Source organism: Terribium retamae, from assembly GCF_022347545.1.
GTDB classification, from domain to species: Bacteria; Pseudomonadota; Alphaproteobacteria; order Rhizobiales; family Rhizobiaceae; genus Mesorhizobium; species Mesorhizobium retamae.
In genome coordinates this window covers 71,498-84,198 of sequence record NZ_JAKREW010000015.1, presented here as the reverse complement: position 1 = coordinate 84,198, position 12,701 = coordinate 71,498, and the positions used below count along the sequence as shown (strand labels likewise).

The following is a 12,701-nucleotide window of genomic DNA, read 5'->3' as shown; positions in this document are numbered from 1 at the left end:
CGTATCGCATCTCAGCTCTCCGTCGCGTTAGGGCTGAGTGCTTTCAAAGCCCGGTAGAAGGTCGAAGAAAACAGCTCATCGGGATCGTAGCTGCGCTTGCGCGCCAGGAAGAATGGCAGTTCCGGATAGGACGCCAGCAACTGCGTGCCGGTGTAATGCAACTGGTAGGGCAGGAAGAAACGGCCGCCATGGCGAATGGTCGCGTCGATCAGTGCCCGCGTCAATTGCCGCATCTGTATGTTGCCGTCGTCCGTCGTCGGCTGATTGATGTAGAGCACCAGGGAGAAAGCGGGCGCCGGAGCATAGTTCAGCGCGATATCCTCCTTGTGAACCACCCGCACCGACGCGTTCAACACCGGCAGGGGTTGGTTGCGCAGAATCGTTCGGACCTCGGCGACATAGGCATTGTAGGCGGCGCGAGGCACGAAATACTCGTGCAGTATATCGGTTTCGCCGACCAGATCGTTGAACAGATACGGCACGGAATCGTGCATGGGATTGTTGCGGGTCACCAGGCAGGCTTCGCCTTCACCCATCGCCGCGGTCCGCGTCACCGTACAGCTCTCGAAACGCGGCTCCAGCGTCTTTTCAGTGAACCATTTGAGTTCCTGGAACGGACCACCCCATTTCGCCAGGTTCATGATCAGGCGCTTCACGCCGACTGCGCCAGGTTCGCCGATCGGTGGCTGATCGCCAGGCGGCTGCTCCGCCACTTTTCCGTAGCGATAGACGATCATGTCTTCCAGGAAATTTCCCGGCGCGGTCGACAGATGGCCGTAGAACAGCCCGATCTCGCGGTTCGGTTCCAGCACCTCTTCGAAAAACCGCGGGAATTCTTCCGATTTTATGATTTCGCGGGTCGTGCGGTAGACGGCATTGTCGACGATGTCGAGCGTTGCCTCCAGCACCACACCGAACAGCCCGTATCCGCCCACGACATGACGAAACAGGTCGGTGTTTTCCGACGCCGAACAGTTCAGCACCGAACCATCGGCCAGCATGACGCGCAGCGATCGGATCGAACCGGCAACCGAACCGGCCTGATGGTCCATGCCGTGAGCGTTGACCGACAACGAGCCGCCGACGGAAAAGATGTCGGTTGACTGCATCGCCTTCACCGCGAAACGGGGATGCAGGATGTTCTGGATGTCATGCCAGGTGGCTCCGGGCTGCACGGTCATTGTCCTTGCCGCAGCATCGACCGCAACGGCGTTGAACTTGCGCATGTCGAGGACAAGCGCATTGTCATCGAAGGCGTGGCCGCCCATCGAATGCCGTACCGCAGCCATCGAAACCTTCAGGCCGTTGGCGCGCGCAAAACTCAACGCTTCCGCGACATCCTTTTCGCTGCCGACCTCGACCATGCCGTAGACAGGTGTGCGTGAAAGCCCGCTGGCGTCGTTCACCGTTCCGCCCTTGGTCAGCCAGGTCAGGCCGGCGTTGTGGGGCGGCACGTTGTCCAGCGGCTTGAGAGCTAGCGTGTGGCCATCCACGTCCGGGATGCGCCCGGCGTCCTTCACCGAGGCAGGGCTGCGCATCAACCGGGCTACTGTATTCCCGCCCCACAAGACGGCGCCGCCGACCACAGCCGCGCCGAGCAGCAATCGTCGGGTGGGCCGCCAGCCATTTTGACGATTTCCCATGCCTTGCCCGGCCATGTCGCCCCCCTCGTTTCCCAACCGATAGCGCGGGCTTTTCGCAAAGACCATAGTGCAACGGCGTGACGCGCAGCCTCGCTGGCGCAAGAAAGCCGGCCTTCCGGCCGGCTTTGTTCAAATGGTATGAAGGTTGGGAAGGAAACGCGTTTCGTTCCCGATATCAGGATGATTTGACGATCGACGTGACGATGCCCGTCTTATCGTCGACGGTCACCGCCACCTTGATGCCGACCTGAAGCTTGTCGACAGTCGACTCTGCCGGAAGCTGATAGATCTTGCCATCGTCGAGCGTGAACGACTTGGTATCCGGGTCGATCGATTTGATTGTGCCTTGCACGGTCGCGGCATAGGCCGAGCTGGCCGCAAACAGGGCGACGGAAGCCGCCGCAACGATCGTCTTGGTGATTTTGTTCATGGTCAGAGCTCCGTTTTTTTAGGATCGGAAGCGTCCCGGCCAGATTGCGCTGAAACAGCTGCAGCGTAGCGAAAACGGCGGAACACCCAAAACTAAGGAACCCAAGGCGTCGCGACCAAATCACATTGGATAACTTTGTTAAACGAAATCATAGGCTTATTTCGGACATAATACGCATCGAGACCACACCAGTGCTGTTCGGCGGCGAGACGCGAGGCGATTTTTCGCAATAAAAGGAAGCGCTTCGCGGCGATGGATCCAACATCGCCGGCGCCGCGAGCCCCATGCCATCCCACGCCGACCGGATAGCTGGGATTTTCGGCGGCGAACCCCGTTTTTGCTTTCTTCTCAATGGGTTGGGATAAAAATCCCGCAAACGGGACATTTTTACCTCCCCTCCCCTTGAGGGGCGCGATTCTTCTTTGGTCCAGTTCGCACCTCTCTTCCCAAGAATCGCGCATTCTGGCATATTGGACCGGTTCAATCGGCGCTCCCGGCCGATCCTCTGAAAGTTTAGGTCTTGCACCCCTCGATCGAAATTATCGGCGCGGTCGCCGCCTTCATCACGACGGTTGGCTGGATTCCGCAAGTCGCCAAGATCGCCCGCGAACGCCGTGCCGGCGACATCTCGCTCGTCACCACCGGCGTCCTCGCCTTCGGCATTCTGCTATGGGCGCTCTATGGCCTCCTGATCGGCTCCTGGCCGGTCATCCTCGCCAACGGCTTCACCTTCATGCTGGTAGCCGCCATCGTCGCCATGAAATTGCGCTACGGCTGAGTCCCCAGCACGCGCGCAAGCCGCCCTTCCACGCGTGCACGCAACGCCCCAGCAAGCGCTGTCACCGGCATCAGTCGTTCGCGCTTGCCATCACGCAGCCGCACAAAGGGATGCATCCGGTACCCAGCGACCTTGCCGAAGCTCGCCGGCTCAGCGCTTACGTCAACGATAAAGATCCCGCCAATACGTCCCGGCCACGGCTGCCACGCCAACGCAGTGCCGAGGAAGTCGCCCACCCCATAGGCGACGGGCACTTGTCCGACAAGGTCGACCGGTTGCAGGACATGGGCGTGATGTCCGACAATCAAGCCAAAGCCGCGCTCGATTAGTGCTCGCGCCAGAGCAACTGTCTCGGCCTGCGGAAAATGCCGAAATTCCCATCCCCAGTGCGGCACCGCACAAAGAAGGTGCGCGCCTTCCGTGTGATGCACAGGCCAGTGCAGGGGGGCGGATTCCGTCGATACGCGGCCTGAAAACTGTGCCTGGGTAGCATTGCGCCATAGCGTGAACGCAGCAAAGCCAATGGTCAGGCTGCCGGCATTCACTTTCTGCACGAAACCACCGTCCGCGGTACCGATGGTTCGGATGCCGAGGCCTTGCAAGGCACCAACCGTTTCTTCGAAACCCTCAACGCCCTGGTCGAGCATGTGATTGTTGGCGAGCGACAGCACGAGCCGTTCGTGCTGGATGCCGATGGCAGCCATCGCCTGAACGAGGAAGGCCTCTTCCATAGCATGGTGCGAACCCATCCACGTCCCGAATTTCGCTCGCACGCGTGTGACGATCGGGCTTTCGCAGTTGCCGATCACCAGATCGGCAGAACCAAGCGGCGCCTTCAGTGCCGGATCGCATATCGGCGCCTCCCTGGAGGCGACCGCTGAAATGTCGCCGATGAAAGCGAGCCGCACCGTCTTGGCAGGGCGCGGTGTCAGCAAGTAAGCCGCCGATGGCCCGAAATCCTTCACATCGCCGTCGAGCGACGGCTTCAGGAAACGCGGAAGCCAGGAGAGCTTGTAGGAGAGCGGATAGTTCGACACGCGCGGCCCAGGTTGTTTGCCCCGGTTTATACGCAGGGCCGCGAGCGGTGAAGTGGCGCTTCACGAGGCCAAACGAGAAGCGCTACGCGGCTTGGCCGAAAAACTCCCGCCTTGCGCCATCATTGACCAGCCGGAGCTTGCCCATATTGCGCAGCAGGCGTCGCGGCCGCTTCAGCGCCTCCCAGCTCAGGAAGTATTTGACCAGCAGACTGGGGGCCTTGCTGTGCGAGCCGGCGTGGCCGACGCGATAGACAGCGCCGCGGAACGGCAGCGGCGCCAGCGGCGTGCCATTCCTGGCCAGGATATCGGCAATGCGGACATGGCTGCCCAGCATCGACTTGATCCAGTCCAGCGAGGCATCCTCAAAACGCTCGGGTAGGCCATAAAGGGCAGCGCGGATAATGAGGGATGTCCCGCACAGGTGGCTGAAGTCGTCATAACCAAGCAGAATCTTGCCGCCGTCGTCCCAGATGTAGCCCTTGTCGATCGTCCAGCCATTGGCCTCCCGGTTTTCCGCGACATGTTCGACGATGTGGGCGCTGACGAAATCGTCATCGTCGACGATCATGAAGAAACCGCTGTCGCGCGCAGCCAGCATGCCCATCAACACACGCCGGCCCTTATCCGCTCGGAAGGCGTCATAGACATCCTCGATATTGGCCTTGTCGATCTCGTGCAGGACATTCGGCGGGAATGTCACGCGCACGACGCTGAAGCTTGCCGGCAAATCGGGCAGGTCCGCCCCTTCGTTGGCCACGATGATCCCTTGCCAATCGCCATTGGTCTGGTTCGAGATCGACGCGACGGTCTGGGTCAGGTTCGCCTTGAGCAGTCCCCAGTCGCGGGCGTTGTCTTGGTGGCGAACGGGGATGATGAAGGTGACGAGGCTCATCGCAACTTGCCTCCATGGCACTCCGAAACCCGCGACCTCATGCGGCGATCCTTTGTCCGGCGCGGCTGCGTGCCCAGGCGATACCGTCGTCGAGCGACGTTGCCTTGTAGGAGAGATCGGTTCCGCCCGAGAAGGCGTTCATGAAACGCCGTACTTTGCCGTAGCTGTTGTCCAGCACGGCGTGTGGCCGACCGATCAGCAGCGAGCAGATATGGACATGCAAGCGATCGGTGACGATAGCCTGACCACGCGAGATCTGGCGGATGCCACGCTGAAATCGGTTGTGCGCCGCAGCGTCGAGCTTGCGCAGCCGCACTTCGCCCGGCTTCAGGGTCAGCAAACCGGAAGCGGCGCCGATTGCCTTGGAAACGCGCACGCTTCGCGCGGATTCGCTCGTCCAGTCCTCGACCGGAATATCGCCATAGGCGGAAAGATCCACATCACCTGCCTTTTCCTTGTCTGACCGCAGCATGGCAAGGACCGGAAACTCGGCAGCCGCCGGTTTGATGGCTCCGATTGCGAACGCCATGTCGGGGCAGAGGCGGACATGGCAGTCGAAATGCTTTTCGGCGAACTCCTTGGACTCCTCGTCACGCACCAGCAGAACGAAGTTCTTGTGCCGCGCAATGGCGCGCGCGCTTTCTTCGATGCGCGCGGGCGATGCGTAGTGGATCGACTGCGGGAACTGGATGATCTGGCGGTTCGGAAAACGCTCGAGGATCCGCTCGCGGAAATCCTGATGCGCAACCCAGATATCGCCGAAATTGCCGCCGCCATGGATGAAGATCGGCCCGCTCGGCATCGCTTGTTCGAGTTCTTCCGCAGAAAAATCGTCGATGCGCGAGACGTAAGCAGGCCGCTTGCCGTAGTGGTCCTTCAGATAGGCCATCTCACCCAGCCAGATCGCGGAATCGCCGCAGTTGCGGATATCCGGAAAGTCGAGGATCGCCATCGGTTCGTCCACCGACAGATAGTCCTTGAGGCAGTCGTGGATCCTGTCCTGCAATTCCTTGATCAGGACGAGATTTGATTTGGATGTCATTGATGTCTCCATCTGGCTTGTTGGACGGCCGCGCGCGGTCGCCGCGTATCGTCAGGCGGGGCGAACTTTCGAATAGATTTTGCCCAGGATTTTCTGGATCTCCGTTTCAGGCCCTTCGGGCCGTCCCATCAGGATCCAGAGCAGGAAGGTGGATGCGCAGTACAAAAAGCCTCCAAGGCTCACCAGGATCGCCAACTGCTTGGCCAGTTCGACCTTGTCGGTTGTGTAATCCAGATAATGTGACGCTACGGCGACGCCGGCGGCCATCAGGGCGATGCTGGCAAGTGCGCGTACATTCGCCCAGAGCTGCTTCGAGACGCTGACGCCGATGAAACGGCGCACCAGGATCATGTTGACCAGCGCGCTGAACAGCCCGGTGAACACACGGCCGATGATCACGCCAGGCAGGCCGGCCATGATCAGCCCGATCACCATCACCGGAACACGCACCAGCAACATCTGGGTGTCGCGGATGAACAAAAGCCGGGTCTCTCCCTTCGCCATGCCGAGTGGCTGCACCAGCGACCCCAGGGTCTGCAGGGCGAAGACCGATGCAAGCGCCTGGATGATGAAGATTACGGGCGCCCACTTCTCACCGAGCGTAAGCCGCACCAGCGGATCGGCGATCACAGCAACGCCGATGCCCGCTGGAAGCGCGATTGCAGCCACCAGCGCCTGCACACGCTGATATGCTGCGGCGAGACGGGCCGGATCATGGCGGATGCTGGCAAAGCCCGGATAGATCGTCTGCGTCAACGGCATGGTGGCTTCGCGCGTCGGCATCATCGCCAGATTGCTGCCAAGCGAATAATAGCCGAGCGCGGAGCCGCCGAGCATCTTGCCGACGAGCAGATAGTCGAAGCGCCAGTTGAGCGTATTCACGATCTGGCCAGCGGTAAGCCACGCCGAGAAGGAGAAGAACTCCTTCATGTGCTGGAACGTGATCCTTGGCCGGAACGGCAGCACCATATAGGAAACCACCACATTGGTGGCTTGGCTCACCAGCGTGCCGATGACCAGCGCCCAGTAGCTGTGATAAATCATGGCGATCGCCACAGCAGCAACGAATCCCGTTAGCTTCTGCGAGACCGACAGCACGAATTCTTGCCAGAAGATCAGGTCGCGCTGCAGCATGATCCGTCGCGGATTGATCAGACCGCCCAGCAGGATGCTGGCGCCGAGCGCCAGCATGACACCGGTCAGCCGCGGTTCGTTGAACAGGAGCGCTGCTGGATAGGCGAAGCCGGCGAACAGCAGTCCGAGCAGCAACCCGCGCGAGGCATTCAACGTCCAGGCCGCGCTGAAATGCGATTCATCCGGCGCCTTGTGACGGATCAGCGCCTCGGAAAGCGAAATCTGGGTGACCGTATCAACGATCAGCAGCATGGTCGTGGCCAGCGCCACGAGGCCGAAATCGGCCGGCGTCAGATACCAGGCCAGCACGAAGGTCGAGAGCGTCGCCAGGCCATTGACGATCGCCCTGGACAGGCTGAGCCACATGCTTCCCTTGACGAGGCGTCCGGTGATGCTGCTCATGCGGCGACGCTGGCTCCACGGCACGATTCCGAAAAGTCTCGGGCTTTTCGGATGAAGATGATGCGACAAGACTCTAGGCTGGAGCGCAACACTCGTTCATTGCGGCTGCATTCCGCCCCTATGCACGGAATCAGTTGTCTCGCCGCAAGGCGAGCGGGTTTTCGCAGCATTCCAACAGCCGCAAGAGCGATGTCCGCCGGTACCAAGCCTTACTCCAATCGGAACCGGTCACGGCACAATCCTTATGGGATTCCGCGCGCGCCTGCCTTTGTTCGCCCCTGCCGCTCACCAAGACGGCCGCAAATTAGGTTCCGCTATGTTGCACTGCAATAGGGACCTGATCACGGTTCATTTCAGGCTTTCGTTATGTAACCGTGACAGCGGTTTAACGGCACCTGAAGGCCGTCCGATGGAGCCGACCATAGGCGGGAAATGTGTCAGGATTGGAGCTTTCGACAGCAGACTCGGTAAGGAACAATTCTACGCTCGGCTCAGGCGCAGATCGGTGGACGCCTGCCCTTCCACGGCATTGCCTGTTCGAGTTGGCTTGAGACGGCCAGTACAGCTGCTTCGTCACCATAACGGCCAACGAGTTGCACACCGATCGGAATGCCTTCTTGCGACCAGCCGAGCGGCAGCGAAATCGCCGGCAGACCGGAAATGTTGAACGGATAGGCGAAGCCGGCATCCGCCCACCTGGCATTGTAGCGGTCTAGATCCGTCATCGACATGTCGTAGTAACCCATCGGACGAGGCAATTGCGTCAACGTCGGGGTGACATAGATGTCGAAGGGCGAAAGGTCCTGCGCGATCGCACGGCTGAGCTGCCTTAGCTTCTCGACATCGCGCACATGGTCGATCCCGCTGATCGACCGGCCGCGCTCGATAATCGCCCAGGTGATCGGCTCGACGTCCTCTTGGGTGACCGGCCGTCCGATTGCGCCAGCCAGTTTTTCGAACATCGCCGCTGTTTCGACCGGCACCATATGGCAATAGGTGCTCCAGGCGTCATTGCCGTCGAGGGCCATGTCATGCTCCTCCACGTCATGCCCAAGGCCTTCCAGCGCCTTGGCGGTGGCGACGACCGCGGCCACAACCTGCGGGTCGACAGAGGTGCCATTGTTCGAGGTCACGGTGTAGCCGACGCGCAGTCGCTTCGGCACCCGCCGTGACAGTTCCAGCCAGCTTTCGACGGGCCTCGGGGGCACATAGGCATCGCCCGGCAGCGCGCCAGCCACTGCGTCGAGATAGGCGGCAGTGTCGCGCACCGTGCGCGAATGGCACAGGAAATAAGCACCACCGTACCAAAAATCGCCGTCAGGAGCGAGCGTCACGCGGCCACGCGAGGGCTTCAGGCCGACTATGCCGCAGCAGGAAGCTGGGATGCGGATGGAGCCGGCGCCATCACTCGCCTCGCTGATCTGCACCATGCGAGACGCGACCGCCGCCGCCGTGCCACCGCTGGAGCCGCCCGCGGTGATCCCCTCTTTCCACGGATTGATGGTCGCGCCATAGAGTTTCGGTTCGGTCGAGATCGACCAGCCGTTTTCCGGCGCGTTCGACTTGCCGACAAGAACGAAACCCGCCGCCTTCGCGCGCCGCACCGTCTCGGAATCCGCCTCGGCAATGAGGTCTTTCATGTAGGACGAGGAATTGGTCAGCGGCGCGCCCTGCCACGAGCTGCCGAGTTCCTTGGCCAGGAACGGCACACCGGCGAACGGAGCCGCACGGTCGACCTCGGCTGCCGCCGCTCGCCCCATGTCATAAAGCCGGTGGACGACCGCGTTCAGCCGGGGATTGAGCTGCTCGATCAGTGTGACTGCGGTTTCGATCACTTCCAGCGGCGAGACTTCGCCACTTCGTACCAACTCCGCCACGCCGAGCGCATCGGATTGCACATAGACGTCTTGCAATTTCGTCACGAGATTCCTCCTCCCAGAAGAATGGTGGCGACCGGGCCAGTTGGATACCGGCGGGTCCGGTCACTGCTCTCAGTGGAAACAACATAGGATCACTGCCGACCGGCTGGATGGAGCAGACGGGTCATCTCTGCCGGACCAGCGGCGACCCGGACTCGAGACTCTGGTAGTTTCGCGCATACAAATGATCCCGGCCTCCCGCTCCTGCCGGCTCCTGACAGCCTCATGTCAGCAATACCCCTGAACATGCCGCCGAAATATCGGTCCAAACCTTTAGGCTCTTCCCATTCCGGCGGACTCCTCCCATATTCCAAACATGGCCAAATCCCCTGAAAAGAACCCGCCTCGCCCGGAGGATCGCTCCCCACCGCGTAAGCGCGGCAACCCCATCACCGACTACCTCGACGCCTCGGAACCGCTGCACCGCGGTGGCTTCGAGGAAGTGCAGCAGGCCGAATTCACCGGCGCGCCGCTGAAGGGCTCCATTTCGGACTGGGCCGAGCAGATCTCCAAGGAAGCCGAGAAGACAGGGCCGAAACCCAAGAAAGTGCCGGAAAAGAGCGCCGCGCCGACCCGTACGGCGCGTGGCACGTCCATGGGCGGCGCCGCCTCTGCCAAGGAGCGGGCTGCTGCCGGCCTCAATCCGGTGGCTGGTCTCGATATAAGCCTTGAGGAAGCCGCCTCGCTTTCCAATACCGGCGTCACCGCCACCGTCCAAGCGTTGGCCGACCTGATCGAGAGCGGCAACCCTCTTCACAAGAACGGCGTGTTGTGGACACCGCACCGCCCCGAGCGCCCGGAGAAATCCGAAGGCGGCATCGCCATCAAGATGGAGACCGAGTTCAAGCCGTCGGGTGACCAGCCGACAGCCATCAAGGATCTGGTCGAGGGTGTCGCCAACGAGGACCGCACCCAGGTGCTGCTCGGCGTCACCGGTTCGGGCAAGACCTTCACAATGGCCAAGGTCATTGAGGAGACGCAGCGGCCTGCCCTGATCCTGGCACCGAACAAGACACTGGCCGCCCAGCTCTATGCCGAGTTCAAGAAGTTCTTCCCCGAGAATGCTGTCGAGTATTTCGTCTCCTACTACGACTACTATCAGCCGGAAGCCTACGTTCCCCGGACGGACACCTATATCGAGAAGGAAAGCTCGATCAACGAGCAGATCGACCGCATGCGCCACTCGGCAACGCGTTCCCTGCTTGAACGCGACGACGTCATAATCGTCGCCTCGGTGTCCTGCATCTACGGTATCGGTTCGGTCGAAACCTATACGGCAATGACCTTCCAGATGACGATCGGCGACCGCCTCGATCAGCGGCAGTTGCTCGCCGACCTGGTCGCGCAGCAATACAAGCGCCAGGACGTCAATTTCGTGCGTGGCTCGTTCCGTGTGCGCGGCGATACGATCGAGATCTTTCCGGCCCACCTCGAGGACCGTGCATGGCGCATCTCCATGTTCGGCGATGAGATCGAGTCGATCACCGAATTCGACCCGCTGACCGGTCAGAAGACCGGAGACCTGAAGAGCGTCAAGATCTACGCCAATTCGCACTATGTGACGCCGCGCCCGACGCTCAACCAGGCCATCAAGTCGATCAAGGAAGAGTTGCAGCATCGACTTGCAGAATTGGAGCGAGCCGGACGCCTGCTGGAGGCACAGCGCCTGGAGCAACGAACGCGCTTCGACCTCGAAATGCTCGAGGCAACCGGAAGCTGCGCCGGGATCGAGAATTATTCGCGCTATCTCACCGGCCGCAACCCGGGCGACCCGCCGCCAACTCTGTTCGAATATGTGCCGGACAACGCACTGATCTTCATCGACGAAAGCCATGTCACCATCCCGCAGATCGGCGGCATGTATCGAGGCGACTTCCGGCGCAAGGCGACGCTGGCGGAGTATGGCTTCCGACTGCCCTCCTGCATGGACAACCGGCCGTTGCGGTTCGAGGAATGGGATGCCATGCGTCCGCTTACCATCGGCGTCTCGGCCACGCCCGGCGCCTGGGAGCTGGAGCAGTCGGGAGGCGTCTTCGCCGAACAGGTCATTCGCCCGACCGGCCTGATCGACCCGCCTGTCGAAGTGCGCCCAGCCAAGAGCCAGGTCGACGACGTCGTCGGCGAGATCCGCGAGACCACCGCCAAGGGTTATCGCACGCTGGTGACGGTGCTGACCAAGCGCATGGCCGAAGACCTGACCGAATATCTGCACGAGAACGGCATTCGCGTGCGCTACATGCATTCCGATATCGACACGCTGGAACGCATCGAGATCCTGCGCGACCTGCGCCTCGGCGCATTCGACGTGCTGGTCGGCATCAACCTGCTGCGCGAAGGTCTCGACATTCCTGAATGCGGTTTCGTCGCCATCCTCGATGCCGACAAGGAAGGCTTCCTGCGTTCAGAGACCTCCCTGATCCAGACCATCGGTCGTGCCGCGCGTAACGTCGACGGCAAGGTCATCCTCTATGCCGACACCGTTACCGGCTCGATGGAACGCGCGATGGCGGAGACCAACCGTCGCCGCGAAAAGCAGATGGAATACAATGCCGCCAACGGCATCACCCCGGAAAGCGTGAAATCGCGCATCGCCGACATCCTGGATTCGGTCTACGAGAAGGACCACGTTCGCGCCGATATCTCGCAGTTCACCGACAATGCCGGCGCGATGATGGGCAACAACCTCAAGGCCCATCTGGAAGCGCTCGACAAGCAGATGCGCGATGCCGCCGCCAATCTCGATTTCGAAAAGGCTGCCCGGATCCGCGACGAGATCAAGCGGCTGCGCGAAATGGAGCTTGCCATTTCCGACGACCCGCTGGCACGCGAAGTGGAAAGGCAAAGCCCCGTTTCAGGCCGAGAGAAAGGCAAGCACAACAAAGGTGTCGCCAAGCACCGTACGGCCGAAGAACAGGAACGTTTCCGCAAGCTCGACGAAGCACGCGCCGCCGAGGAAGCGGCCAAGGCTGCCCGCCCCAGCCTGTTCCGCAAGCCGCATCTCGATGAGATGGGCGCCGATGGCGCGGTGCCAGTGAAGAAACCACTGTTCCAGAAACCTTCGATCGACGATATGGGCCCTGGAACAGACATGCCGACGCCTGCCGGCGCGGTCTCGCGTTCGCTGTTCAAGAAGCAGAGCGCGAAGGAAGCGCATGGTTCAGACTACGGTACGCCGGACGACGGAAAAACCTTGTTCCGCAAGAACTCGCTCGATGAAATGACGGTGCGACGCACAGAAAAGCCGGTCGAGGGCAAGCGTCCGGTCAAGCCGGATGACGTGAAGCCGATCGTACGCGAACGCGCAGGCATCGGCTCCTACGAGGACCCGGCGGACAAAGCCAGGCAGAAGCGCCGGCCGGGGAAAACCGGCAGGCCCGGTCACTAGGGCGTTTCCGTTTTTCACGGAAACGCGGAAACGCTCTAA

General features: G+C 61.2%; 10 protein-coding genes. 2 read left to right on the top strand and 8 right to left on the bottom strand.

The features are described 5' to 3' along the window. Positions 1–11 precede the first annotated feature (11 nt). The 3 genes from L4923_RS16310 to L4923_RS16300 all read right to left on the bottom strand — a co-directional run bounded on the left by L4923_RS16310 (position 12) and on the right by L4923_RS16300 (position 2,534). On the bottom strand, positions 12–1,658 hold the full coding sequence (locus L4923_RS16310; protein ID WP_239366907.1) for an FAD-binding oxidoreductase: 1,647 nt from the start codon (positions 1,656–1,658) through the stop codon (positions 12–14). A gap of 160 nt (positions 1,659–1,818) precedes the next feature. After that, entirely contained in the window at positions 1,819–2,073 is a 255-nt protein-coding gene (locus L4923_RS16305; protein ID WP_239366905.1) for a DUF1344 domain-containing protein, read from the bottom strand. A gap of 92 nt (positions 2,074–2,165) precedes the next feature. Beyond that, positions 2,166–2,534: a hypothetical protein gene (locus L4923_RS16300; RefSeq protein WP_239366903.1), complete on the bottom strand. Its 369-nt coding sequence runs from the start codon at positions 2,532–2,534 to the stop codon at positions 2,166–2,168. Between the two features lie 59 nt (positions 2,535–2,593). On the opposite strand from L4923_RS16300, the gene L4923_RS16295 reads away from it, so the two are divergent. Then, on the top strand, positions 2,594–2,851 hold the full coding sequence (locus L4923_RS16295; protein ID WP_239366901.1) for a SemiSWEET family sugar transporter: 258 nt from the start codon (positions 2,594–2,596) through the stop codon (positions 2,849–2,851). Here the strand turns inward: L4923_RS16295 and L4923_RS16290 are convergent. The 5 genes from L4923_RS16290 to L4923_RS16270 all read right to left on the bottom strand — a co-directional run bounded on the left by L4923_RS16290 (position 2,842) and on the right by L4923_RS16270 (position 9,280). Beyond that, complete coding sequence (locus L4923_RS16290; RefSeq protein WP_239366899.1) at positions 2,842–3,888, bottom strand: CapA family protein; 1,047 nt, start codon at positions 3,886–3,888, stop codon at positions 2,842–2,844. The genes L4923_RS16295 and L4923_RS16290 overlap by 10 nt on opposite strands. An 82-nt stretch (positions 3,889–3,970) precedes the next feature. Next, positions 3,971–4,780: a galactosyl transferase gene (locus L4923_RS16285; RefSeq protein WP_239366897.1), complete on the bottom strand. Its 810-nt coding sequence runs from the start codon at positions 4,778–4,780 to the stop codon at positions 3,971–3,973. Between the two features lie 37 nt (positions 4,781–4,817). Continuing rightward, a complete protein-coding gene (locus tag L4923_RS16280) occupies positions 4,818–5,822 on the bottom strand; it encodes a polysaccharide pyruvyl transferase family protein (protein ID WP_239366894.1) in 1,005 nt (334 codons plus the stop codon). Positions 5,823–5,873: 51 nt separating this feature from the next. Further along, positions 5,874–7,358, bottom strand: a complete 1,485-nt coding sequence (locus L4923_RS16275; protein WP_239366891.1) for a lipopolysaccharide biosynthesis protein — start codon at positions 7,356–7,358, stop codon at positions 5,874–5,876. A 491-nt stretch (positions 7,359–7,849) separates the two neighbouring features. Then, positions 7,850–9,280 (bottom strand): amidase, encoded by a 1,431-nt coding sequence (locus L4923_RS16270; protein WP_239366888.1) that lies wholly within the window; start codon positions 9,278–9,280, stop codon positions 7,850–7,852. Positions 9,281–9,593: 313 nt separating this feature from the next. Here L4923_RS16270 and uvrB point away from each other — a divergent pair, with 313 nt between their 5' ends. After that, positions 9,594–12,662 carry an excinuclease ABC subunit UvrB gene (gene uvrB / locus L4923_RS16265; protein WP_275448439.1) on the top strand — a complete coding sequence of 1,023 codons (3,069 nt, stop codon included), beginning with the start codon at positions 9,594–9,596 and terminating at the stop codon, positions 12,660–12,662. The last annotated feature ends 39 nt before the right edge of the window (positions 12,663–12,701 follow it).

Coding starts and splice junctions, on each gene's coding strand:
- L4923_RS16285 (WP_239366897.1), bottom strand. CDS start 4,780: ATGAGCCTCGTCACCTTCATCATCCCCGTTCGCCACCAAGACAACGCC.
- L4923_RS16310 (WP_239366907.1), bottom strand. CDS start 1,658: ATGGCCGGGCAAGGCATGGGAAATCGTCAAAATGGCTGGCGGCCCACC.
- L4923_RS16300 (WP_239366903.1), bottom strand. CDS start 2,534: ATGCGCGATTCTTGGGAAGAGAGGTGCGAACTGGACCAAAGAAGAATC.
- L4923_RS16280 (WP_239366894.1), bottom strand. CDS start 5,822: ATGACATCCAAATCAAATCTCGTCCTGATCAAGGAATTGCAGGACAGG.
- L4923_RS16275 (WP_239366891.1), bottom strand. CDS start 7,358: ATGAGCAGCATCACCGGACGCCTCGTCAAGGGAAGCATGTGGCTCAGC.
- uvrB (WP_275448439.1), top strand. CDS start 9,594: ATGGCCAAATCCCCTGAAAAGAACCCGCCTCGCCCGGAGGATCGCTCC.
- L4923_RS16305 (WP_239366905.1), bottom strand. CDS start 2,073: ATGAACAAAATCACCAAGACGATCGTTGCGGCGGCTTCCGTCGCCCTG.